Raw genomic sequence first — 23,324 nt, 5'->3', positions numbered from 1 at the left:
TCAGCCGGGCAGAAGCCACCGGGACGTGGTGTAGATGACCAGCCCGACCAGGCCGCCGACCAACGTGCCGTTGATGCGGATGTATTGAAGGTCCATCCCGACCAGCAGCTCGATGCGGGTGACGAGCGTGTCGCTTTCCCAGTTCTCGACCACGCGCCGGACGAAGCCGCCGATCTCCTCGCGCTGCAGGGCCACGGTCCGCTTGATCAGGTGCCGGGCACAGAGATCGAAGCGCGTGCGCAGGACGGGGTCGTCCTGCAGCCAGCGGCCCAACGCCAGCAGGCCTCTCTCCAACAGATGCGCGGCGTGGCCGGCATAGATCGTGGCATCCGTCGGCAGGCGGCCCTCGATCTCGCTCCACAGCGCCTCGAGCTGGGCGTGGAACAGCGGATCGTTGATCATGGCCGCCTTGGCCTCGTCGATGCGGGCCGCCAGCTCCGGGTCCGATTGCAGGCGCTCGACCAGCGTCTCGACCGCCTGCCGGAGCTCGAGTCGCCAGGGATGGGCCGGGTCGCGCATCTCGCCCAGGGTCCTGGTCACGGCGGCCATGACCTTGGCTGCCACCATGCCATCGACCCAGCGTGGCACCCAGCGCGACGAGCCCGCCTCGATCTTGCCGCGGATCTCGTCTTTGTGCTGGCGCACCGACTCCTCGAGCAGTTCGAGGCTACGCTCGACCAGCTTTTGGGTCTGGCCCTGGGCCCAGACGATGGCCAGGAGATTGGCCGCGACCGGCGCACCGGGCAGGGCCTTGAGGCCGCGTTCGAGCCAGTCCTTAGCGGTGTCGGTGATCTGCTGGCGCGGCAGGGTGCGCAGGATGTCGGGCAGGGCGGCGGCGACCAGGCGCGACAGGCGGCGGGCATTGTCCGGGTTGGCCAGCCAGGCCGCGATCCAGGGCGAGAGCTCGAGCTCCGCCAGCCGCGCCTTCAGCACTTGCGGCGTGAAGAAATGGTCGGTCAGGAAACGCCCCAGCGCGCCGCCGATCCGCTGCTTGTTGCGCGGCACGATGGCGGTGTGGGGAATGGGCACGCCGAGTGGATGGCGGAACAGCGCCACCACGGCGAACCAGTCGGCGCAGGCGCCGACCATGGCCGCTTCCGCAAAGGCCCGCACGTAGCCGAGCCAGGGATAGCTGATCTGGCCGTAGGAGGTCGCGACGAAGACACCGGCCATCGCCACCAGCAGCAGCAGCGCCAGCAGGCGCATGCGGCGCAGCCCGGCGGCGCGCGCTTCGTCGGTCGCGTCGAGGGGGATCGGCGTGGCGGTCATCTGCGCCGCTGCTGCAGGCGGGCGGCGATATCGGCGTAACGGCGGCGCACGGGCTCGACGCCATAGCGCCGCTCCAAGCGCCGCACGGTGAAGTGCCCTTTGGCGATCTCCTGGAAGTGATTCATGAAGATGACGTTCACCGTCGCGCCGCCGACGGCGCCGATCACCGGCGCAGCGCCGGCGACGATGCGGTCCGACACGACCACGCTGAAGCGCGTGACGATCTCGGTGAGGAAGCTGTGCACCGCCCGTCCGGACAGTTCCGCGGCACCGCGCTCGACCAGATAGGCGGCGGCATCGCTGGTGACGCGGGACAGCAGCGCGCGTGCGGCGAGGTAGCCGACATCCTGGCGCTCGGCGGTGCTGCGGGCGCCCAGGGCGAAGACCTGCAGGCAGGCCAGCCGCGGCTCGACCTGCGACAGGTCCTCGCCATTGTGGCGGGCGATATCGGCGATCGCCCGCAGCATCAGCGTCGTGGTTACGGGCAGCTCGACCGGCAGGGCGGCAATGCCGACGAAGCCGCCGACGCCGCCCGTGACACCGGCCGCCATCGACGACAGGAACGTTGCCGGCCGGCGCCGCTGGCCGGTGAGGTCGAGCGTGCGGATCGCCGTCTTGAGCGAGCGCAGCATGGCCAGCTCGACGACCCTGGTGACGCCGGCGTCGGCCACCCGCGGCAGCAGGCTGAGCACACGGGTCAGGGGCGCGCCGGCGTAATCGGCGATGCGCGCCGCCAGGTTGGGGTTCTCGAGCGCCTGGACCGCCGCGACCAGGGCGTCGTGATAGTCGGCCGGCGGCGGGGAGATGTTCGGGTCCTGCACCGGCTCCCGCGTCCTTACTGATAGCGCAGGATCGGGCGCATGCCGTTCAGGGTCGCGGCGATCGCCGAGCCGTTGCTGAGGAGTGCCGTGGTCGTCGGGCTGATCAACCCGCCCGGCAAGGCCAAGCCGAGGGCGAGCGTGTTCAGGGCGGCGACGATGGCATAGTTCTGCCGGATCAGGCTCACGGCATTGCGCGAGATCTCGACTGCCTTCACCAGCTTCCACAGCGAGTCTTCCATCAGCACCACATGCGCCGACTCGTGTGCGATCTCGGCGCCGTGCTTCATGGCGATGCCGATATCGGCGAAGCTGAGCGCGGGTGAGTCGTTGATGCCGTCGCCGACCATGGCGACGACATGGCCGTTGCGTTGCAGCTCCTGGATCACCCCGGCCTTGTCGGCCGGCATCATGTCGGCGATCACCCGCGTCAGCCCGAGCCGCCCGCCGACGGCACGCGCCACGACGGCGTTGTCGCCTGTCAGCATGACGGTGTTTCGGATGCCCATGTCATGAAGGCGCGCCACCACCTCCCGACTTTCGGGGCGGATCTTGTCGGCATAGGAGACGAGACCGCCCAGCTTGCCGTCGACGGCGACATAGAGTGCCGATTGGCCGTTGTGGTCGAGAGTCGCGCGGGCCGCCAGGGCGGGGCCGACATCGATGCCGCTGTGGCGCATGAAGCGCTCGCTGCCGACATGCATGTAGTAGCCATTGACCTGGCCCTCGACGCCGAGGCCGACACGGTACTCCGTCTCGTCGCACTCGGGAATATTGACCGCAAGCTCCCGGGCGCGGCTGCGCAGCGCTTCGGCGACGGGGTGGTGCAGCCGCGTCTCGGCGGCAGCGGCCAGACCGAGGAGATGGTTCGGCGTGATGTGATCGATGAACGGCACGACATCGGTGACGGCCGGAACGCCATGGGTGAGGGTGCCGGTCTTGTCGAAGACGATCGTGTCGATCTTGGACAGGCGTTCCATATGGGCGCCGCTCTTGATGATGATGCCGGCGCGCGCCGCATGCGTCATCGAGGACAAGGCCGAGGTCGGGGCGGCGACGCGGATGCCGGTGCCGTAATCGACGATCACCAGGGACAGGAAGCGGCTGAAGTCGGCCGTGACCACCGCCGTGCCCGTGGCCAGCGCAAGGGTCGGCATGACGAGCCGATCGGCCAGCAGTTCGGCATGGTTCTGCATCCGCGTATCGCCGAGTGGCGCCGATTCGACCAGATGGGCGATCTGGCCAGCGGTGGTATCGGTGCCGACGCGCACGGCGCGGATCGTGATCTGACCCTCGCGGATCACCGTTGCGGCGTAGGCCGTATCGCTCGTGCGCCGGCTGACCGGCAGGCCCTCGCCAGTGATGGTCTTCTGGTCGATGGTGGCCGTGCCCTCGACGATCTCGCCGTCGACGGGGATGATCTCGCCGGGATAGACCACGACGAGATCGTCGACGGCGAGTTCCACCGCGGGCACCGCGACGATCCGGCCGTCGCGCTTGACCCAGGCCTTCTTGGACTGGAATTCGAGGAGATCGGCGATGGCGCGGCGCGAACCGGCGGCGGTGAGATCGCGGATCCAGTCACCGAGCTTGATGAGCCAGGTGATGATGGAGCCGGCCACTGCGTTGCCCTGCGCCACCGAGGCGATGATGGCCAGCGTGTCGAGCGTATCGACGTTGAGTCGCGATTCGCGCTGCCAGACATGCAGCGCCCGACGCGCGATCGGCAGGCCATTCCACAGCATCAACGGAATGTTGAGCGCGACCACGAAGGGATTGCTCGAGAAGGCCATCGCCAAGGATAGCGTCGGCAATGCGAGCGGCGACTGCGAGGAGAAGAGGCCGGGCACCTCCGATCGAGTCGGCGGCACGTTCGAGTTCTTGGTGTCGGATTGTTTGGCGGGCGAGGCGACGGCGCTGGCCGGCGAACGCGCCTTTTCGGGCGCATCGCCGACACCGACGACAGAAGCGATGTCGGTCACGCTGGCCACGGTGAGTTGCGTGAGGATGTGCCGGAAGAACGTCTCGCGGTCGCGCTCGTATTCGACCACCAGGCAGGCGCAATCGTAGTTCACGCGCGCGCCTTTGATGCCCTCCTGCCGGTTCAGCCAGTCAACGGTGCTGTCGGCGAGGCTCGGTCGTCGGCAGAGTTCCGGGACGTGAAGGCGCACCCGTCCCGGGATGTAGTGACGTATTGCGAGATCCATGACCTGTCTCGACTGTCTTGAGGTCAGGCCTTGACCGGGACGGGTTGCATCGCGGCGCCCTGCGCTTCTCTCTGTTCGGCCTGCATCTCGATGAAATGGTTCAAGCCGAACAATGCCAAAGTCACCCAGACCGGCGTGGCTGCCGTCGCCCCCACCTCGAAGACCGTGATCCCGACGACGCCGATCGCCAGCATCATCTTGAGATCCAGCATGTTGTTGGTCGCGGTGCGGATCTGCCGGTCGGTCTGCTTGCAGATATCCACGACCGAACGCGCCAGCTCGGAATGCTCGGCGAGATACTCCGCCTCCTGTTCGATCTTGCTGGCGAGGATCTCGAGATCGTTGCTGGGCGGGCGCCGCCGCGTGTTCTCCGGCTCCGGCTTGTTGAGCTGGGCATTGAAGCCGGCCTGGAAATCCGCCTGCCGATCGGGATCGTACTTGAGCACGATACTGCCGGTCTCGGGGCTGACATCGATCTGCTCGATGCCCGGGATCATGCTGAAAGCCTGCTTATAGACTTCCAGCAACTCCGGCCGGCCTTTGGCCGCCCGGATCTTCATTCTGATGCGGCCCGGGATCTGATGCGCGATCTTGAGGCCGGGCTTCATGGTTTTCGGCGGCTTTGGGCCGGCCTTCTCGGTCTTGGGCTGCTTCACGCGAAAACCCGAAGGCTAGGCGCGGGTTGATTCGGGCCGAGGAGCGGCGGGCTCGGCAGCCGGGGTGGCCGGCGCCGCCGATGCCGTCGCGGCCTTGGGCGCTTCGTCTTCCTCGGCCTGAACCTCGGCCACGATATCGTTCACCTGCTCCTTGGCTTCGGCCACCACTTCGCGCGTCTTCTGCCCGAACTTGTAGACGCCGCGCACGGACGACCGGAAAACAGGCGCCAGGGCCGAACCCATCTTGGGGACGTATTTGGGCGCGAGCATCGCGGCGACACCGAGCGCGATGCCCGGCAGCAGGGCGACTTCCACCAAGGCGGCTCCCACCGCCACGGCGCCGACGGTGGCGACCGCCGTCACCGCGTCGTTGACGTCGTCCTTCACTTCGACATTGTCGCTGCCGATGCCGCCGGTCGCTTCCGCCGAGGCTCCGATATCCTGCTCGGCATGCCCATTGAATGCGGAACTTGTCATCTGATGCTCCCCCAATTCGAGATTGCTCTCGCGGAGGTGGTAGCAGTCGACAATGACAATCAGGCGACGCAATTCGCGTTACGGCCGAAATATCAAGGCATACGATCCGAAGCCGGTAGCAATACTTCATCTTAGGACTGCAAGTTTTCCCAGGTAGGGCACGAGCAATATGCTTGCGGTCCCATGGCGCGCTATGTCCCCGGAGAGCGCCAGGGAAGCTTCCGGCCCGCACGGACGAAACCATGGACGCTTTTGCCAGTTGGGGGGATAAAGGCCATATGGCTACGCTGTTCTCACCATCTGCCTTCACTCCCGCCGAGCGGGAGCGCCTGCGCGGCCGTTTCTTCAGCCTGATCTGGGATCAGCTACGGCCCTGGGCCTACATGGACACGGACGGACTGGAGATTCGCCGTTTCGACGGAACGACCATCGCCTTCGAGCCGTGCATGTTCGACGGCGCGCCACGTCAGGCTCTTTGGGACAGCAACTACATCGAGCCATTCCTGGAGGAAATCTGCCGCGACGAGGCCGCCCGTGCGCGGGCCTTCTCAAGGGCGGACCGCACATCCCTGCGCGAGGTCCTGCTGGCGGGTATCAAGCGGGTCTATCTCACGATGCAGGAGATCGACTGGCACATGCAGGGCGACGGCGTGGCCGAGCATTACGACAAGCACGATGTCGAGCCTGGCATTGCCTATATGACAGCCTATCTCGATCATTGCCTGGCGGGCACGGTCGCCTCCGCAGCCTGACGGCGAGCGGCGCTGCCGCTGTAATCAATGCTTAATCGTCGTTGAGATACAATAAGCTCGTCGGTCACTGTCAATCAGATGCAGGCGGCGACAAGCTGCGCCACCGTCGAGTAATGAAAGCGGATTTGCCGTCCGCTCAAGCGTCGATCTCGTGTGTACGCGCTCAGAGAATACTGAAGCATATCGGCTGCCCGTTGACGGGGCGAAGAGGCTTCGACCGGGAGTGGGAGGCGAAATTGGTGAGACCACGAGCACCGCATCCGACCCGGCGCCGCCAAGGCACATCGAGCGCGGGGGCACGCGCAGTCGAGCGTGAAACAGACGGCTCCGTGAAGGTCCGCTCTTACCAGTCTCCCACACTCGTCTTGCTCGCCTATGATTGGCCACAGGGAGACGATCGCGAGGATTTTCTCGGATTTGCGATCGAACGCACACCCGGGTTCGACGGAGCGCCTAAAAGCTGGCTTCCCAATCGCATCGGCTTCGAGGGGCCGAAGCCGGACCAGGGTGATTTCCCGAGCAACGAAGCGCCGATCCAGAAATTCTATTGGTGGGACGCGCGAATCGACACCAGGGACCGCGGCTCGCATTTCTCTTACCGCGTCGTACCGGTCACGGGGAAACCCGGCGCGCTCAAGCTCATGGACAACCGGGCCGGCACAATTGCCGTCCAGGTTCCGGAAGTCGAGGAGCATGGCATCACCTCGCACTTCAATCGTGCCGTCGTGAGTTCCCAGGCCTTCTCTAAGCGGTTCCCGGATATCAAGAGCGCCTCGCAGCAAAAGGCAGCGCGCGCGTGGTTGGCCAACGGCATGGAACAGGCTGTGCCTCAATTCCTGGATCGCGCCGCAGGCAAGGACGTCGAGGGAGCGATCTACCACCTCACCGATGATATCTGGATCATTCCGGCGTTCCGACACTATGGCGGTGCGCTATCGCTCGCCTACAATCATACGGGCAAGGACCACGCCTCCGACGCTGCGATCCGGACGCTGGAGACCGCGGGCCGCCCTGAAAACGCTTTCGCTCCCAGAACCCACGCCAGCATCATGCACGACAAGTTTCTGGTTCGGGTCGGTGCCGCAGACCATCCGGAAGCGGTGCTCGCCGGGTCCGCCAACTTTACCAGCGAAGGCCTCTCTGCCCAGGCCAACGTCCTGCACGCGTTCGAATCGCCGGCGTTGGCCAAGCTCTATCTGGATCGCAAGCGCCTGCTCGATCGCGATCCAGGCCTGTCGCAGACCCAACACGCGCAGACCGGCTGGTCCGATGCGATCACGGTCGGCGACGCCTCGATCCGTGTCTTCTTTCCGCCCGAGCCCAACGGCGAGCGCATGTCCATCGATACGATCGTTCAGGCCGTGAACGCCGCGCAGCATTCGGTCCTGTTGTGCGCCTTCGATCCAACCGACAAGGCCTTGCTGGATGCCGTATTCGCGGCATCGGATGCCGGACGGATGATGCTTGCGCTCGTGAATCGCGTTCCCGATAAAATGCCGAGCGGCGATCCGTCGCGAGCCGATGTGGCGGCGAAGATCGAGATCCTCAATCGTGCGGCGACGGACCACGATATCGTCGGATTCGGATCCTTCAGCGGATCGGATACGCCGACAGACTTTGCCCCCGAGCGTGTCCTGTGGCCGGGGGAAAACCCCAAGATCATGGTTCGCGTCCATCATAAGTTCGTGGTGATCGACGCCGAAGGGGAGCGCCCCGTCGTCTATACTGGCTCGGCGAATTTCAGCGGCAACTCACTGCACCACAACGACGAGAATCTGCTCGAGATCACGAACTGTCCGCGGATCGCGGGAATGTACATGGCCGAGTTTCTCCGGCTTTACGAGCACTACCGCGCTCGCATCAAGTCCGGGAACCCGAAGACCTTCAGGCTGACGCCGGACCATCGGTGGAGTCGCAAATACTTCGCGCCTGATACACCGGAGGCGAAAGCGCGCCGTGCGATGGCTGGAACGGCCTGAACACGGATCCCGTCAAACAGGGCTCCGTCAGATGACGGAGACACCGATCAGTACGGGATGCAGCCAGATCATGGCGACATAGGCGACGGTTCCCACAACGATCGCGATGCCGTCGCCGAGCGTGAAGCCGCTGCGAGGCGCGCCTTCGTCGCCGCGTTGCTTCACGGCGATCCGGTCGTAGCCCGCCCACAGAAGGAACGCACCGAACAGGATCATCCCCCCAAGATCGCCATTCACCAGAAGGTGCCCGAGCGCCCAGGCCTTGACGCCCACCAGCATAGGGTGCCGCAGCCATCCCTTGATCTTGCCCGCCGGGCTATAGGCAGCGGCGAGGGACACGAACGCGATCCAGACCAGCAGCATGGTCAGATGCCGCAACGCCAAGGGCGGGTTCCAGACCGCGATGAGACCTTCGGCCCGATAGCGGCCGAACCCCCAGATGATCAATGCCAGTCCGATCGCGGCCATCAGTGAATAGAGGCCTTTGTAGCCGTTCTCTCCCAGCCGGCCGATGAGAGCCGCTCGCGGTCCGCGCAAGGTAGTGAGAGTGTGAATCCCCAAGAAAATGACAAGTCCGAGAATTAGAATCGCCATGAGCACTCCCCCTGTGAGGCGCAGTCTATCACAGGGCAACTTTCAAAAGGTCATCGCGTTGGAACGACGTCCGGAGCATCCGGACGGGGGGCTTATGCGTTTGGCAATCTACATTACGTTTCTGTTGCTGACGGCACTGCCGCCAACCGGCCTGCCTGCGCAACAGCTTGCGGCGGCCTCCGATACGGAGTGTCCTTGGCCGGATCCCGACTCTGTGCAAATCAGTTGGACGGCGCCGTGCGAGGAGGGGACTTGGCTCCTCGACACGGAAGTTGGCTGCCGGATGTGGGATTGGCATCCCGATCCTGGCGACAAGGCGGTGTGGAGCGGCGCTTGCATCCACGGCCAACTGGAAGGCTATGGCGTCCTGCAATGGTACGAGCACGGCCAGCCGATCGATCGGTTCGAAGGCACTTATCTGCACAATCGACGCGAAGGGTTCGGCCGCTATCGATGGAACGACCATGATCGCTACGAAGGTCTCTATGCGGCGGACGTGTCCCAAGGGACCGGCACGGCTGTCATTGACGGCGAGACGTTTCGCGGCAACTGGCAACGAGGGTGCTTCGTGAAGGATGGCCGCGTCGTTGCTATCGGGACACCTCGATCTTCCTGTGACGCGGTTGGCCTCTCAGCTCCCGATCGACGCCGACACGGGACACCGTCGTTCTGATCGTCCCGGCGTCGATCGGAGGCCGCCGACTGCTCAATCCGGATGGGCGACGGTGGCCCGCCCGAAGGCGTCAACCTTCCCGTCCGTGTAGCAGACGTAGTAGGGGTCGGACATATCCCACGGCACCCGGCTCCAGAAATCCTTGAGCACCGTGTAGCGGGCACATTCGCGGCCCGCTGTGCTGGTGGTGAGGTCGGGCTGTCCGATCAGGGCCGAAACCTGGTCACGGGTCATGCCGGCATGCACCTGCTCCATGCTCGAGCCATGAATGCAGCCGGTAGCGAGCAGGGGGATCAGTAGAGCGACAAGTGAGCGCTTCATCGGTCTAACTCCCGGATGTGGTGTCAACGATAGCCAGACTTGGCCTCCCCGCCAAGAATAGTCGGGGTAGCAGAGGGTGGCGTCTTTGCATCCAATGGGTTACGTCAAGACATGCAAAGTGATTCCCGATTTTTGCCGCCCGGACTGCAGGCCGGACTGAGCGGGGCCATTGCCGGCCTTCCCGAAACGCCAATCGCCGAGGTTTCGATGTCGGTGTTCGGCGATCCCGATGTCGTGCCGCTGTGGTTCGGCGAAAGTGATATGGTCACGCCGGACTTCATTCGCGAGGCGGCGGCATCGGGATTGGGAGCCGGAGAGACGTTCTACACCTGGCAGCGAGGCCTGCCCGAGTTGAGGGCCGCGCTCTCCGCCTACACCGAGCGCCTGTACAATATAAAATGCCCGGTCGACCGGATCAGTGCGACCACCGGCGGCATGCAGGCCATTCTTCTGGTGTGCCAGCTGTTGCTCGATCCCGGTGACAATGTGCTCATCGTTTCGCCCATCTGGCCGAACATCACCTCCGCTGTGAAGCTGGTTCATGGTCAGCCCAGGTATGTGGCGCTGGATCGTACGCCGGCGGGTGGCTGGAAGCTCGACCTGCAGCGCCTGTTCGATGCGGTGGATGAACGGACCCGCGCCATCTTCATCAACTCGCCGGGGAATCCGACCGGCTGGACGATGAGCGCCGAGGAGCAGCAGGCGGTCCTGGATTTTGCCAGGAAGCGCGGACTCTGGATCATGGCCGACGAGGTCTATGCGCGGCTTACCTATGGACAGCGACCGGATGGACGCCAGGTTGCTCCATCTTTCCTCGAGATCGCCGGCCCGGACGATCCGCTGATTGTGCTCAACAGCTTCTCGAAGCCCTGGGCGATGACCGGTTGGCGCATCGGCTGGCTCACCCATCCGGCGGCATTGGGAGACCAGTTCGCCAAACTGGTGCAGATCAACACGTCGGGCTTGCCCGCCTTCCTTCAGCGCGGGGCCGTTGCGGCACTCGAGAAGGGCGATGCCTTCATCGCCGAAATGATCGAGCGTTGCCGTGCCGGCCGTGAACTGGTGTTCCAGCGCCTCTCGGGCTTGCCGCGGATCACGGTCTCGCGGCCGGAAGCAGCCTTCTACGCCTTCTTCAGCGTCGAGGGCGTCAGCGATACGCTCGCCTTCTGCAAAAAGCTGGCGAAGGAATACAAGGTCGGCCTTGCGCCCGGCGAGGCATTCGGTCCGGGTGGCCAAGGCAACATCCGACTTTGCTTCGCCTCCAGCACGGAGCGTGTCAGCCTCGGCCTTGACCGCATCGAGGCGGCGGTCAAGACGTTATAGACTCCCGGAGCGAACGGAGTAACGTCCGCGGCTCTGACGACAGTCTCTTTCGCTTGGTTCAAGACAGGTTCCTTCCGCTCCGCTCTGCTGCGGTGGGGACGACGGAAGTTGGATGCTCGCAGTTCCTTCCATCGACGTCCGGCATCTGCGCAAGGTGTATGGTGAGGTCGTCGCCGTCGACGATCTGACCTTCGCTGTCCAGCACGGCGCGGTGCTGGGGCTGCTGGGCGGCAACGGCGCCGGCAAGACCACGACCATCTCCATGCTGCTCGGGCTTCTGGAGCCCACGGCGGGCGAGATTCATGTCCTGGGCATCGATATGCGGCGACAGCGCTACGCGGCGTTGCCGCGCATGAATTTCTCCTCGCCATATGTGGATCTGCCGCATCGGCTAACGGTGCGACAGAACCTTCTGTTCTATGGCCGGCTTTACGGCGTCAAGCAGCTGCGCCGGCGGATCGACGAAATCGCCGAGCTCATGCAGGTCGCTGCCTTCCTCGACCGTCAGACGGGCAAACTGTCGGCCGGCCAGAAGACCCGGGTAGCCCTGGCCAAGGCCCTCATCAACAAGCCCGATGTGCTGTTGCTCGACGAGCCCACGGCTTCGCTCGATCCTGACACTGCCGACTGGGTTCGCACCTATCTGAAGGACTACCAGGCCCAGACGCAGGCGACGATCCTGCTGGCATCGCACAACATGTCGGAGGTCGAGCGGCTGTGCGACGACGTGATCCTGCTGCAGTCCGGGCGGGTGTTCGATCGCGGCAGCCCGCGCGAGCTGATCGAGCGCTTCGGCCGGGAGGACATGGAGCAGGTCTTCCTCGACATGGCGCGTGGCCGCGGGCGCGGCCTCGAAGCGCTCAGGCGGAACGAGGCCGCGAAATGAGCGGGTCCGTCGGCCGTATCCATGCGCTGGTGCTGCGCCACATCTATATCTGGCGCAGCTCGGTGATGAGGCTGGTCGACACCATCTATTGGCCGGCGGTGCAGATGGTCATGTGGGGGTTCATGACCCAATACCTGCTGCCACAAGCTTCGTTCGTGGCACAGGCGGGCGGAATCCTGCTTTCAGGTCTGTTGCTCTGGGAAGTCGTGGTGCGTGGCAATCTCTCTCTGTCCATCGCCTTTCTCGAGGAGATGTGGTCGCGCAATCTCGGCCATCTGTTCGTCAGTCCCATCCGGTCATGGGAGATGGCGACCGGCATCATCATTGCGGCTCTGCTGCGCACCTTGTTGGGGTTGATTCCGGTGTCGTTGATGGCGTGGGCCTTCTTCGGATTCTCGATCTACAGTCTCGGCCTGCCACTGCTTGCCTTCTTCGCCATCCTGCAGATGTTCTCCTGGTCGATCGGCCTCGCGATGTCGGGCCTGATCATGCGGGTCGGGCAGAGTGCGGAAACCTTCGCCTGGGCGGCCGTCTTCATCCTGATGCCGATCAGCGGTGTCTACTATCCGATATCGGTTCTGCCGCACTGGCTGCAGGTCCTGTCCTATGGCCTGCCGACATCGTACGTTTTCGAGGGGATGCGGGCGATCCTGCTGCAGCACACCGTGCACTGGCATCTGCTAGGCTTGGCCTTTGCCTTGTCGGTGGCTTACCTCGTAGCGGGCTTCCAGATCTTCCTGTGGTTCTTCCGCGCGTCGCGCCGGGCCGGCAGCCTGCTGAGTCAGGGCGAGTAAGTTACCGATCAGGGCGCCCGTAGCACGGCGTCACAGGCCGACGGAAGCTTGGGCCGATACGGCTTCTTCGGTGGCACGTCCTCGACCGGGAAGACGACGGGCGGCTGCTTCAGCCACCAGTCGAGGGCCGCGCCACAGCCATCGTCCTGAGCATAGTCGGCCTGCGGCTGGCATTGCGGATTGCCCGGCGGACAGTACAGCCGGATATGGAAGTGATCGTCGTGTCCATACCAAGGGACGAGCTTGCGCAGCCAGCTGCGATCGCCGGTGACAGTGTGGCAAAGCCGGGCCTTGATCCAGCGATTGACGAACATGCGATCGAGATTGGGCGTCTCGGCCGTCGCCTTGAGAAGCTGGACATGCTGGGGACCGAAGACGTCATCGTCGATCGACAGATCGTCGCGAACCAGGGAACGCAGGCGGGGATTTTCGCGTGCCGCCGGCGGGACGGCAGGACCGACCTGGCGTTCGAACCAGATGTCGGCGTCGAGGCCATCCTGATGGGAGGCGTGGCCGGTGGGCGAGGGCCCGCCGCGCGGCTGGCCGATATCGCCAATCAGCAACGGCGCCTGACCGGCAGCTTGCATCTTCTTGCCCAGCGTCTGGATGAAGTCGAGCGTGACGGGCTGGCCCCAGTAGCGGTTGCGACTGATTCGAATGGCCTCGTAGCCCGGCCCGTCGAACGGCAGTGCCCTGGCACCCTGAATGCACCCGGCGGAGTAGAAGCCGATCGACTGTGTCGGACCCGAGGTGGGAGTCTTTACGTCCGACCAGTCGAAGGCGGAGCAAAGCAAGGCTGCGATCAGCGAAACGACGGCACGCTTCATCTTGTTGCCAGGATACCCGGCCGCTAAGAGTTTGCCCATGGGCGACTACGACACCATCACCCTGACCCGGGACGGCGCCGTAATGCGGCTGATGCTCAATCGGCCGGAGAGACGCAATGCGCTGACCCAGGCCATGATGCTGGAGCTCGAGGACGCCTTCAATCGCGTTGCGGCCGATAATGAATGTCGCCTTTTGGTGCTGCGCGGGGCTGGAGGCCACTTCTCCGCGGGCGGCGACCTCGCGGCGATGGCGGAGATGCCGCCCGCGCCGGATAAGACCAACGGCAACGGAACGGCGGATCCGCTGGTGGCCAACTATCGCCAGTTCGGACGTGCGCTCGATGCGCTGAACACCGTGCCGCAACCGACGATCGCCGTCGTCGAGGGATCGGCTGTCGGTGGCGGCTTTGGCATGGCCTGCTGCTCGGACGTGGTAATCCTGCACGAAAGCGCGCGGTTCGGGTTGCCCGAGCCGAAGGCCGGATTCATTCCCTCGCAGATCCTGCCTTTCATTGTCCGGCGGATTGGCGAGGGGGCAACGCGCGACCTGGCGCTCACGGCACGCGTGATCGACGCGGCCGAGGCCTACAGGATCGGCGTCGGGCGCCATCTATGCGCGACGACGGCCGATCTGAACCGGACATTGAAGGCGGCGATCGACGATGTCCTGAAGCTCGAGCCGCAGGCGCTCGCGACCGTGAAGCGCCTGACGCTGGCATCGGCCACGGAAGACCAGCACGCCGTTCTCGACGATGCGGCGCACAGCCTTGTCGGCTTGTTGCGTCGCCCTCAGGCCAGCGAAGGCATCGCCGCCTTTCTGAACAAGAAATCTCCCTCCTGGGCGAAGGACTGACATCATGCGCAATTATCAGCATATCGAAGTGAGACCCGTCGCCGGTGCGCTGGGCGCGGAGATCTTCGGCGTCGACATGGCCCGCGACCTCGAGGACGAGGTGGTGGGCGAGGTGCGGCAGGCGTTGCTCGATCATCTCGTGATCTTCCTGCGCGACCAGAAGGTGACGCCGCAACAGCAGCTTGCCTTCGCCAGGCGCTTCGGAGAGCCGGTGGAGTACCCGCAGCTCAAGGGACTGCCGGAGGCGCCGATGATTACACCGGTCGTGAAGCTCGAACATGAGCGTCACAATTTCGGTGGCATCTGGCATGCCGATACGACCTACATGGAGCGCCCACCGATGGGCACCATGCTGTTGGCGCGTGAGGTTCCGCCCTATGGCGGCGACACGATGTTCGCCAATCAGTATCTCGCTTACGAGAGCCTGTCGGACGGCCTGAAGCAGACGCTCGAGGGCCTGATCGGCGTCAGCTCATCGGCGAAGGCAGAGGTGACCAAGACGCGCGAGGATCGCATGAAGGAGGCGGGGGCCGAGCTCAAGGTGCTGACGGCCGAGCACCCGATCGTGCGCACCCATCCCGAGACAGGCCGCAAGGCACTGTTCACCTCGGACGCCCACACCGCCTGCATCAAGGGATGGACCGAGAAGGAGAGCGCGCCGCTGCTCCGGTTCCTGTGGGAGCAGCAGACGAAGCCGGAGTTCACCTGCCGTTTCCGCTGGCAGGTCGGCTCGGTCGCCTTCTGGGACAATCGCTGTACGATGCATAATCCGATCAACGACTATCACGGCTTCCGCCGCGTCATGCATCGGGTGACATTGGCCGGCGACCGCCCAAGCTAGATCGGCCCGAGGCGGCCGAAGCGGGCTCAGGGCGTTGGGGGATTTATGCGGAGGGTGCCGACTCCGGTCCGCTCCAGTTCCGCCGGCGTACCGGCAATCGTGATATAGCTGAAGCTGCGCCAGCCGCTCAGGAAGTTCCGCGACCAGCGAGAGAACATGTTGCCGGATTCGCCCAGAGGTATGGCGAACCGGCTGTTGTCGAGATCGCTGAAATCATAGATCGCCCGATAGGTGGCGCCATGCACCGCCTCGAAGGGACGCGGTCCCCGAAACGCCGGTGTCGCGCGGTTCAATGTCTGCGCGCCGCCGTCGGAGGGGAAGCGGATCGAAGCGAAATCGCGCAACAGGGGGATACTGTCGAACAACGCATGCTTGTGAGCGGCGTCGTGTTCGAGCCCCCATCGCCAGGTGTCGATATTGCCGCCCTGCGAGCGCGAGATCCGGTCCAACGCCCGATCGAGGGAGGCGGCGACGATATCGTCGCAGGACTCGACGGCCGTCGTCTTCCGGTCGTCGCACCATTGCGGTCGGTCCCTCAGGATGCGCAGCAGCAGAGGCACGTTGGGCGCAGCCATGTCGGCGTAAAGATCCTCGCCGACCTCGTCGGCCAGAAGCGCGCGTTGCAGCTCCATCAGCCAGGCCGCGTAGATCAGGGGCTCCGGCCGGTCGGCAAGCATGAAGCGGTTCCAGCGGCTCATCAGGTCCTGGACCTTGGCGGCGCGCGCATTGCGGGGCGGTACCTTCAACAGCACCGGCAGGATCTCGGCCGCATCGGGTGAGAGATTGTCGGCCTGGATGGCGATCATGCCGTAGACGGGATGGCGCTCGACTTCGCGCAGCAGCTGGTTGGCTCGGCGCTGACGATAGGGTTCTGCCCAGTCGCGGCTGATGAAATGACGGTAATCGTCAGGCACGAGGCGTGCATTGGCATTGACGATGATGCCGCTCGGCGGATTGAAGGTGCGGGGCAGTTCGTCGAACGGCACGAAGCTCGCCCAGTCGTAATCACCGGTCCAGCCGGGCGAGGGCAGCGAGCCGTCGCCCTTGCGGCGGATCGGCACCCGCGCCGGCGCCACGAGGCCGATGTTTCCGGCCGTGTCGGCATAGACGATGTTCTGCATCGGCGTGATGATCTTGCGCGTGGCGGCGAGGAAATCGTCCCAGTTCTGTGCCAGTCCGATGCGAATGAATCCTTCGATCGACGTGTCGGCGCCATCGAGCGCCGTCGCCTGCAGCGCCAGCACATGGCCTGGCGGGACGGTCTGGTCGGCGCGGGTCAGGAAATCGTTGATCACGACACCATGGCGGGTGTCGCGAACATGCATCTGGATCGGCTGGCCCCAGAGCACGTTGATGGTCTCGTCGCGCATGCCGAAGGGCCGTGAGCCGTCGGGGGTAAGGTATCGGCTGGGATCGGTCGGATCGATGCGCTCGACGAACAGATCCTGGCTGTCGAGATTGGTGGTCGTGAAGCCCCAGCCGATGCTGGCATTGTGGCCGAGAACGATCCCGGGACCGCCTGGCGCCGAGGCGCCGCGGATATCGAAGCCCGGGCCGACCAGGCGGGCGAGGTACCACAGACCGGGAAAGCCCAGGCCGAGATGCGGATCGTTGGCGAGCAGCGGCTTGCCCGACACCGTGTGCGCTCCCGACAGCACCCATTCGTTGGAGGCTTCGCGTTTGCGCGTGGCGATGTTGTCGGTGCCGCGATAGAGCCACTCGAGGTCGAGTCCCTTCAGCGCCTCGTTCACGAGGCTCAGCGTGGCATCGCGGCTTTCGCCCGCGGGCTCCATGAAGGTCTTGAGCCCATCTTCGCCGATCCGGCGCAGGACCAGCGAGCGGAACAGTTCGGCGCGCCAGTTGCCATCCAGCGTCAGCGCCATCAGCTTCTGCCAGACGATGGAGTCTGCGGGCTGCCATTTCTCCGGCTTATAACGGCCGGCCGAGAGCAGGCGCACGAGCGTGAGTTCCAGGCCGTACTGCCGATCGTCATCGCCGATCCAGGCGTTCACGCCGGCGGCATAGGCATCGAGAATGGTACGAGCGCCTGGCGAAAGAGCGCTAACGCTATCGGACGCGGCGCGATAGAGGCCGAGACCACGCATCGTCCGGTCCGTATCGACGATGCCTTGGCCGATGAGCGCCGGCGGCAGGATCTCCGACAGGCGCCCCTGGGCCAGGCGCCGCATCATCTCCATCTGCCAGAAGCGGTCCTGCGCATGGACATAGCCGAGCCCGAACACGGCGTCCTCGATCGAGCCGGCGATGATGTGCGGCACCGCATTCTTGTCGCGCAGGATCTCTATCGAGGCCTTGGGACCACGCACGTCGATCTGGCCACTGTAGGGCGGAAGGGCGCCACGGACCTGGAAGTAGGTTCCCACCAGAAAGACGACGAACGCCAGTCCGATGCCGGCCGCGAGCTTGGCGAGGCCGATGCCGAGGCGCACAAGGAAAGGTCTGCGCCGTGCCGTGGGGGAAGCCCCCACGACTATTCGCCGATGAAGGAAAGGATTGCCGCGCGATCGCCGTCGAGGTCCGGAGCGGCCGGACGCGTGGGCGGATCGGCAAAGGCCGACATCTTCAACGGGTTGCCGGCGAGCTTCAGCGTACCGCCGCTGCCATCAGGCACCTCGACGAGCATGTTGCGCGCCGCGACCTGCGGATGGGCGAGAGCCTGCTGGACGTTGTTGATGGGACCGCAGGGCAGACCGGCCTTCGACAGCACCGCGATCCAGTGCTCGGTCGTGCCGCCTTGCAGGCGCGCCTCGATTTCGGCCTGCAGCCTGGCGTGATGCTTCTGCCTCAGGGCATTGGTCTTGTATTCGGGATTGCTTGCCATGGCGGGCATCTCGAGCGCCTCGCACATCTTTAAGAACAGCCCATCATTGCCGGCGGCGATGATGATCGAACCGTCGGAGGTCTTGAAAGCCTGGAAGGGGACGATGGTCGGGTGACGGGCGCCGAGCGGTCCTGGAATTTCACCCTCGACGGTGTATCGCATCACAGCATTTTCCAGCAGGGCGATCTGGCAGTCGAACATGCCGATATCGACCTTGGTCGCCTCGCCGGTCTTGAGGCGGTGGACTAGCGCCGCGTTGACGGCCACCGCTGTGTAGAGACCCGCACCGATATCACCGATCGACATACCAACGCGGACCGGCGGGCCGCCTTCCGAACCTGTGATGCTCATGATGCCGCCCTGGCCCTGGACCACCATGTCATAGGCGGGGTCCTTCGAGTTGGGGCCGGTATGGCCGTAACCCGATGCCGATGCATAGATCAGCTGGGGATACTTGGCGTGCAGCGCTTCCCAGCCATAGCCCAGCTTTTCCATCGTGCCAGGGCGGAAGTTCTCGACCAGCACGTCGGCTTTCTTGAGCAGCTTCTCGAAGATCGCGCGGTCGGCCTCGTTCTTGAGGTCGAGCGAGATGCTCTCCTTGCCGCGATTGACCGAGGCGAAGTAGGCCGACTTGCCTTTCACGAAGGGGCCATAGGCCCGCGCATCGTCGCCACCCTTGGGCGCCTCGACCTTGATCACCCGGGCACCCATCTCGGCCATGAGCAGGGTGCAATACGGGCCGGCGAGAATGCGCGACAGATCGACAACGGTGACGCCCGACAGGGGGCCCTTGGTGTTCTGGGTCATGCCCGGTTCTTAACCAGTGGGCCGCCGCGAATCCAGCCAGACATTTGCCGCGGCGGCGGCGATCACGATCGCGCCACCCAGTAGGGTAAAGCTGCCGGGCTGTTCGCCGTCGATCACCCACACCCAGATCGGGCCCAGCACCAGCTCCAGCAGCCCTAGCAGGGCAGCCTGGCCGGCGGGAATCCGCTTGAGGCTCGCGATGTAGAACAGCAGCCCGCCTGCGAGTTGTCCCGGCCCGAGGGCCAGAAGCCACAGGAGCTGCCGGCCGCCCACATCGAGTGGATGCGCGAAGGGTAGGGCGATAATGGCAGAGATGAAGCCCGCCAGCGCGACGGCCGGCGCCATGGCGACGTCGCGTCGGTGCCGGACGATCACGTAATTGGCACTCATGCAGAGGCTGACCATCATGGCGAGTGCCATACCGAATGCCGCTCCGGACTTGAGCGAGCCCGCGACGCTCAAGGCGAGACCGACAACGGCCACCACCATGGCAACAATGGTGTGACGATAAAGTGGCTCATTCAGGAACAGTCGCGCCAGCAACGCCGTGAGGAACGGAACGACGCCGAACACGATCAGCACATTGGCGACGGGCGCATGCTCGAGCGCGAGAATGAAGGAGATGAAACTGCCAGCCAGCGCCAGCGCGCTGAAGACGAGCGACCATCCCGCGCTTCGTATGGCTGCCCAGGAACGCCGCCGATGGACGAGCAGAAGTGGCAAGGCTGTGACAGTCAGCAGGGCCGATCGCCAAAACGACACGTCCCAAGCGGGCAGTTCGATGCGACGAACAATGATGCCAGCCGTGCTGAAGATGGCAGCAGCGGCAATGGCATAGAACGCGCCGAGCGCACGCGATCTGTGCGGTACGGAACTCTGCGGAGGGACCGGCGTTGGCATAGCAACCAACGCTGAAATACGGACCGACCGTGCCCCCGTCCATCGAATCCCTGGATTTGCCGCCGTTCAGGCCGCGCTTTCCATGGTGGGGCCCGGATTTGCAGACCCTGGCGGTTCTTCTCCGTCCCGCAGCCTCCGACCTGTCTCCTCATCGGAGCGAGCGTGTCTGTTTCCCGATGGCGGATCGCACTGGCGACATCCTGCTGGGCATGTTGGATCGCCCGGCGAAACCGGCCGAGGCTCGTCCGCTCGTCGTCTTCATCCATGGCATGACCGGCTGTGAAGACAGCGTTTACGTGCTGAGTGCAGCGCGCCATCTGCTGGGATGCGGCTATACCACGCTACGCATCAATGTGCGGGGTGCAGGACCATCGCGTCCCTATTGCAGTGAGATCTATCATGCCGGTCGCACCGCTGATTTCAGGCGTGTTCTGGAGCAGCTTCCGGAGGATCTGACAGCGCACGGCATCGTCGCCATCGGATACTCGCTGGGAGGCGCGATGCTGCTCAAGTACCTCGGTGAGGAGGGTGCTTTCGCACCCTTGCGGGCAGCGGCCAGCATCTGCGCGCCGATCGATCTGATCGCTACCGCACGCCACATGATGCGGCCGCGCAACCGGCTCTATCACGCCTATCTGCTAAATGGCGTGAAGGCCGAGACGTTGGGCGAGGGAGCACGGCTTACGGCGGAAGAGCGCACGGTGGTGCGTCGGGCGCGAACCGTGCAGGAGTACGACGACACCTTCATTGCCCCACGCTATGGCTATCGTGGCGCACTCGACTATTACGAACTGTGCGCACCCCGCAACTACATGCCGGAGATCCGAGTGCCGACGATGGTGCTGGCGGCGCACGACGATCCCTGGATCCCGATCGCTCACTACAAGGACTTCAAGTGGGGTGATAACCCATGGTTGTTGCCGGTCCTGACGCCAACCGGCGGCCATGTCGGCTTCCATGGCGATGCCAGCAACCGGCCGTGGTGCGATGTCGCGCTGGAGAAATTCCTGGAACGCCTTGATACGATGGCGGGGTGACGCTCGACCTGCCGCCGTTCCGACAGCGCTTCCCTTGGTGGGGGGCGGATCTTCAAACCCTTGCCAGCCGGCTGGGCGCAAGGCGCGCGGCGCTCCAAGCCGTCCAAAGCGAAAGACTTTCCTTCCGCTTGAAGGACGGCGACACCCTGCTCGCCGCGCTCGATCGACCGGCTAGGCGCGGCAAGCGGCCATTGGCGATCCTCGTCCACGGACTGACCGGTTCGGAGGACAGTTCCTACATGATCAGCCAGGCAAGCTTGCTGCTGGCGCGCGGGCACGCGGTTCTAAGGATCAATCTGCGCGGCGCCGGTCCGTCACGCGGCCTATGCTCGGATCAGTACTATGCCGGTCGCAGTCAGGACTTTCGCGAGTTGCTGTCTTTGCTGCCGGCCGCACTCACCAAAGAGGGTCTCGTCGCCATCGGCTATTCCCTCGGTGGTGCCATGCTGTTGAAGTATCTCGGGGAAGAGGGAGCCTCTACGCCGCTAACGGCTGCCGCAAGCGTTTCGGCGCCGATCGATTTGGCGGCGACATGCAGCCATATGATGCGCCGCCGGAACTGGCTCTATCACCGCCATATCCTGGCCGAAATGAAGCGCGAGGCGATGGGTGAGGGTGCCAGCCTGTCGGCAAGCGAACGAGCGGCCATCCGCGTGGCGGAGACGATCTGGCACTATGACGAGATGTTCATTGCCCCGCGTCACGGCTTCTCTGGCGCAGACGACTATTACGAGCGCTGCAAGCCGGTTCGGTTCATGCCCGGCATCAGAATTCCGACCTTGGTGCTGGCATCTCTCGACGATCCGTGGATACCGGGAAAGCTCTACAGCGGCTATCCCTGGAAGGGCAACGACGCCCTGGTTCCGGCCCTGAGCCGGCATGGCGGCCATGTCGGCTTCCATGGCATCGACGACGACGTGCCGTGGAGCGACAGGGTCGTCGCACGCTTTCTGGCCGGTTAAGGCAGAACGAGCGGTTCCGCGGGCGGTCCCTCGCGCAGGAGGGTAGCCAACCGGTCGCCGAGATCCTTCGGCTCGAAGCGCTCCGTCGACTGGGCGATCTCCTGCAGCGGCCACCAGCGATGATCGATCGTCCAGCTTTTTTCCCGTTCGTCGAGGCCGGATGTATCGATGGCGGTCGTTGCTGCCCGTGCCAGGAAGAAACGCTCGCGATGCAGGACCTTGCGCTCGCGCCACTGCATGATGCGCTGCCGGGACCAGACCCAGCGCACGTCGGGATCGACGATGAGACCCGTTTCCTCACGGGCCTCGCGCACCGCCGCCTCGGCGTAATCTTCGCCAGGGTCCACCATGCCACCGATCATGACCCAGAAGGGGTCGTGAAAGGGGTCGGCCGGATCGTAGACGGTCGGATTGTGGACCTTGAAGAGGAACAGGCGGTCCTGCGGATCGAGCAGGATCAGCCGCGCGGAAGGGCGTTCGATCATGAAAGCAATCACAGGCCCTTGAGCAGCCGGGCGGCGTCGACCGCGCCATAGGTCAGGATGCCGTCGCACCCGGCGCGCTTGAAGCCGGTCAAGGTCTCGATCAGGACCCTGTTCCAGTCGAGCCAACCCCGATCGGCGGCGCCCCGCAACATCGCGTACTCACCGCTGACCTGATAGGCGTAGGTCGGGATGCCGAATGTGTCCTTCACGCGCCGCACGATGTCCAGGTAGGGCAGACCCGGCTTCACCATCACCATATCGGCGCCTTCCTCGATGTCGAAGGCGACCTCACGCAGTGCCTCGTCAGAGTTGGCATAGTCCATCTGGTAGGTCTTCTTGTCGCCCTTCAGGGCCCCGGAACTGCCGATGGCATCGCGGAATGGGTTGTAGAAGGCTGACGCGTACTTGGCGGCATAGGACATGATCTGCGTGTGGATGTGGCCCTTGTCGTCGAGCGCCTTGCGGATCGCGCCGATGCGGCCGTCCATCATGTCCGACGGCGCCTGGATGTCGGCGCCGGCCTCGGTCTGCACCAGGGCTTGCGCCACCAGGGCGTCCAGCGTCTCGTCGTTCTGGACATAGCCGTCCCGGACGATGCCGTCGTGACCGTCGCTGTTGAAGGGATCCAACGCCACGTCGCAGACGACGCCGATGTCAGGGACTGCCTTCTTCACGGCCATGATGGCGCGGCAGACCAAGTTGTCAGGATTGTAAGCCTCGCGGCCGTCGGGCGTCTTGGCCTTGGGATCAGTCTCCGGGAAGATGGCCACCGCCGGAATGCCGAGATCCCGGGCTTCCTTGGCGGCTTCGGCGAAGAGATCGATGGTAAGGCGGTCGACACCCGGCATCGACTTGACCGGCGTCCGTTCGTTCTTGCCTTCCTGTACGAACACCGGCCAGATCAGGTCATCGACCGACAGCTTGGTTTCCGCCACCAGGCGACGGGACCATGCCTCGCGGCGATTGCGGCGCAGGCGAGTATTGGGGAAGCGGCCAAGGCTCGTGTATCGGGTCGACATGG

General features: G+C 64.6%; 23 protein-coding genes. 10 read left to right on the top strand and 13 right to left on the bottom strand.

Features of this window, described 5'->3' with window-relative positions:
* The 5 genes from B5D62_RS07660 to B5D62_RS07640 are packed head-to-tail and all read right to left on the bottom strand — an operon-like array spanning nt 1 to nt 5,427.
* Nucleotides 1–1,269, bottom strand: a complete 1,269-nt coding sequence (locus B5D62_RS07660; protein ID WP_085933164.1) for a DUF445 domain-containing protein — start codon at nt 1,267–1,269, stop codon at nt 1–3.
* Nucleotides 1,266–2,090, bottom strand: coding sequence for an EcsC family protein (locus B5D62_RS07655; RefSeq protein WP_139373755.1), 825 nt, complete (start codon nt 2,088–2,090; stop codon nt 1,266–1,268). The genes B5D62_RS07660 and B5D62_RS07655 overlap by 4 nt, the downstream gene beginning before the upstream one ends.
* Nucleotides 2,091–2,104: 14 nt before the next feature.
* Nucleotides 2,105–4,294: a heavy metal translocating P-type ATPase gene (locus B5D62_RS07650; RefSeq protein WP_085933163.1), complete on the bottom strand. Its 2,190-nt coding sequence runs from the start codon at nt 4,292–4,294 to the stop codon at nt 2,105–2,107.
* A 23-nt stretch (nt 4,295–4,317) separates the two neighbouring features.
* The gene (locus B5D62_RS07645) at nt 4,318–4,950 is read right to left on the bottom strand and encodes an HMA2 domain-containing protein (RefSeq protein WP_085933162.1); all 633 of its coding nucleotides are present in this window, start codon (nt 4,948–4,950) and stop codon (nt 4,318–4,320) included.
* Between the two features lie 15 nt (nt 4,951–4,965).
* Nucleotides 4,966–5,427: a DUF5132 domain-containing protein gene (locus B5D62_RS07640; RefSeq protein WP_139373754.1), complete on the bottom strand. Its 462-nt coding sequence runs from the start codon at nt 5,425–5,427 to the stop codon at nt 4,966–4,968.
* Nucleotides 5,428–5,705: 278 nt separating this feature from the next.
* On the opposite strand from B5D62_RS07640, the gene B5D62_RS07635 reads away from it, so the two are divergent.
* Both B5D62_RS07635 and B5D62_RS07630 read left to right on the top strand, forming a co-directional pair.
* A complete protein-coding gene (locus tag B5D62_RS07635) occupies nt 5,706–6,179 on the top strand; it encodes a hypothetical protein (RefSeq protein ID WP_085933160.1) in 474 nt (157 codons plus the stop codon).
* A gap of 329 nt (nt 6,180–6,508) precedes the next feature.
* Nucleotides 6,509–8,158 carry a phospholipase D-like domain-containing protein gene (locus B5D62_RS07630; RefSeq protein WP_218190971.1) on the top strand — a complete coding sequence of 550 codons (1,650 nt, stop codon included), beginning with the start codon at nt 6,509–6,511 and terminating at the stop codon, nt 8,156–8,158.
* Between the two features lie 27 nt (nt 8,159–8,185).
* Here the strand turns inward: B5D62_RS07630 and B5D62_RS07625 are convergent, their stop codons facing one another.
* Nucleotides 8,186–8,752 carry an NnrU family protein gene (locus tag B5D62_RS07625; protein ID WP_170920818.1) on the bottom strand — a complete coding sequence of 189 codons (567 nt, stop codon included), beginning with the start codon at nt 8,750–8,752 and terminating at the stop codon, nt 8,186–8,188.
* A 283-nt stretch (nt 8,753–9,035) separates the two neighbouring features.
* Between B5D62_RS07625 and B5D62_RS33295 the strand changes: the two genes are divergently transcribed.
* Entirely contained in the window at nt 9,036–9,425 is a 390-nt protein-coding gene (locus B5D62_RS33295) for an MORN repeat-containing protein (protein ID WP_170920817.1), read from the top strand.
* A 33-nt stretch (nt 9,426–9,458) separates the two neighbouring features.
* On the opposite strand, the gene bamE is transcribed toward B5D62_RS33295, so the two are convergent.
* The gene (gene bamE / locus B5D62_RS07615; protein ID WP_085933156.1) at nt 9,459–9,746 is read right to left on the bottom strand and encodes an outer membrane protein assembly factor BamE domain-containing protein; all 288 of its coding nucleotides are present in this window, start codon (nt 9,744–9,746) and stop codon (nt 9,459–9,461) included.
* 111 nt (nt 9,747–9,857) lie between these two features.
* Between bamE and B5D62_RS07610 the strand changes: the two genes are divergently transcribed.
* The 3 genes from B5D62_RS07610 (at nt 9,858) to B5D62_RS07600 (ending at nt 12,749) form a co-directional block, all read left to right on the top strand.
* Nucleotides 9,858–11,069 carry a pyridoxal phosphate-dependent aminotransferase gene (locus tag B5D62_RS07610; protein ID WP_085933155.1) on the top strand — a complete coding sequence of 404 codons (1,212 nt, stop codon included), beginning with the start codon at nt 9,858–9,860 and terminating at the stop codon, nt 11,067–11,069.
* Between the two features lie 112 nt (nt 11,070–11,181).
* Nucleotides 11,182–11,955, top strand: a complete 774-nt coding sequence (locus B5D62_RS07605; protein WP_085933154.1) for an ABC transporter ATP-binding protein — start codon at nt 11,182–11,184, stop codon at nt 11,953–11,955.
* The gene (locus tag B5D62_RS07600) at nt 11,952–12,749 is read left to right on the top strand and encodes an ABC transporter permease (protein ID WP_085933153.1); all 798 of its coding nucleotides are present in this window, start codon (nt 11,952–11,954) and stop codon (nt 12,747–12,749) included. Before B5D62_RS07605 ends, B5D62_RS07600 begins: the two co-directional genes overlap by 4 nt.
* Before the next feature lie 8 nt (nt 12,750–12,757).
* On the opposite strand, the gene mepA is transcribed toward B5D62_RS07600, so the two are convergent.
* Nucleotides 12,758–13,615 (bottom strand): penicillin-insensitive murein endopeptidase, encoded by an 858-nt coding sequence (mepA, locus tag B5D62_RS07595; RefSeq protein ID WP_085933152.1) that lies wholly within the window; start codon nt 13,613–13,615, stop codon nt 12,758–12,760.
* Here mepA and B5D62_RS07590 point away from each other — a divergent pair.
* Together B5D62_RS07590 and B5D62_RS07585 are read left to right on the top strand one after the other, a co-directional pair.
* A complete protein-coding gene (locus B5D62_RS07590) occupies nt 13,614–14,429 on the top strand; it encodes an enoyl-CoA hydratase/isomerase family protein (protein ID WP_085933151.1) in 816 nt (271 codons plus the stop codon). The two genes, mepA and B5D62_RS07590, sit on opposite strands and share 2 nt — an antisense overlap.
* 4 nt (nt 14,430–14,433) lie before the next feature.
* Nucleotides 14,434–15,270 (top strand): TauD/TfdA dioxygenase family protein, encoded by an 837-nt coding sequence (locus tag B5D62_RS07585; protein ID WP_085933150.1) that lies wholly within the window; start codon nt 14,434–14,436, stop codon nt 15,268–15,270.
* A gap of 26 nt (nt 15,271–15,296) precedes the next feature.
* Here the strand turns inward: B5D62_RS07585 and B5D62_RS07580 are convergent, their stop codons facing one another.
* The 3 genes from B5D62_RS07580 to B5D62_RS07570 are packed head-to-tail and all read right to left on the bottom strand — an operon-like array spanning nt 15,297 to nt 19,819.
* Nucleotides 15,297–17,759 (bottom strand): penicillin acylase family protein, encoded by a 2,463-nt coding sequence (locus B5D62_RS07580; protein ID WP_170920816.1) that lies wholly within the window; start codon nt 17,757–17,759, stop codon nt 15,297–15,299.
* Nucleotides 17,760–17,761: 2 nt separating this feature from the next.
* Entirely contained in the window at nt 17,762–18,919 is a 1,158-nt protein-coding gene (locus B5D62_RS07575) for a CaiB/BaiF CoA transferase family protein (RefSeq protein WP_085933148.1), read from the bottom strand.
* A gap of 9 nt (nt 18,920–18,928) precedes the next feature.
* Nucleotides 18,929–19,819 carry a DMT family transporter gene (locus B5D62_RS07570; RefSeq protein WP_085933147.1) on the bottom strand — a complete coding sequence of 297 codons (891 nt, stop codon included), beginning with the start codon at nt 19,817–19,819 and terminating at the stop codon, nt 18,929–18,931.
* A gap of 176 nt (nt 19,820–19,995) precedes the next feature.
* Here B5D62_RS07570 and B5D62_RS07565 point away from each other — a divergent pair, with 176 nt between their 5' ends.
* Nucleotides 19,996–20,856 (top strand): YheT family hydrolase, encoded by an 861-nt coding sequence (locus B5D62_RS07565; RefSeq protein WP_085933146.1) that lies wholly within the window; start codon nt 19,996–19,998, stop codon nt 20,854–20,856.
* On the top strand, nt 20,853–21,818 hold the full coding sequence (locus B5D62_RS07560; protein WP_139373752.1) for a YheT family hydrolase: 966 nt from the start codon (nt 20,853–20,855) through the stop codon (nt 21,816–21,818). Before B5D62_RS07565 ends, B5D62_RS07560 begins: the two co-directional genes overlap by 4 nt.
* On the opposite strand, the gene B5D62_RS07555 is transcribed toward B5D62_RS07560, so the two are convergent.
* Complete coding sequence (locus B5D62_RS07555; RefSeq protein WP_139373751.1) at nt 21,815–22,303, bottom strand: NUDIX hydrolase; 489 nt, start codon at nt 22,301–22,303, stop codon at nt 21,815–21,817. The two genes, B5D62_RS07560 and B5D62_RS07555, sit on opposite strands and share 4 nt — an antisense overlap.
* Nucleotides 22,304–22,311: 8 nt before the next feature.
* Nucleotides 22,312–23,322: a porphobilinogen synthase gene (gene hemB, locus B5D62_RS07550; RefSeq protein WP_085933144.1), complete on the bottom strand. Its 1,011-nt coding sequence runs from the start codon at nt 23,320–23,322 to the stop codon at nt 22,312–22,314.
* Nucleotides 23,323–23,324: the final 2 nt, after the last annotated feature.

Origin of the sequence: Enhydrobacter aerosaccus (genome assembly GCF_900167455.1) — a bacterium.
Lineage (GTDB): Bacteria > Pseudomonadota > Alphaproteobacteria > Reyranellales > Reyranellaceae > Reyranella > Reyranella aerosaccus.
Note: the sequence above shows the minus strand (reverse complement) of the source record. Positions and strands in the feature narration are given on the sequence as shown.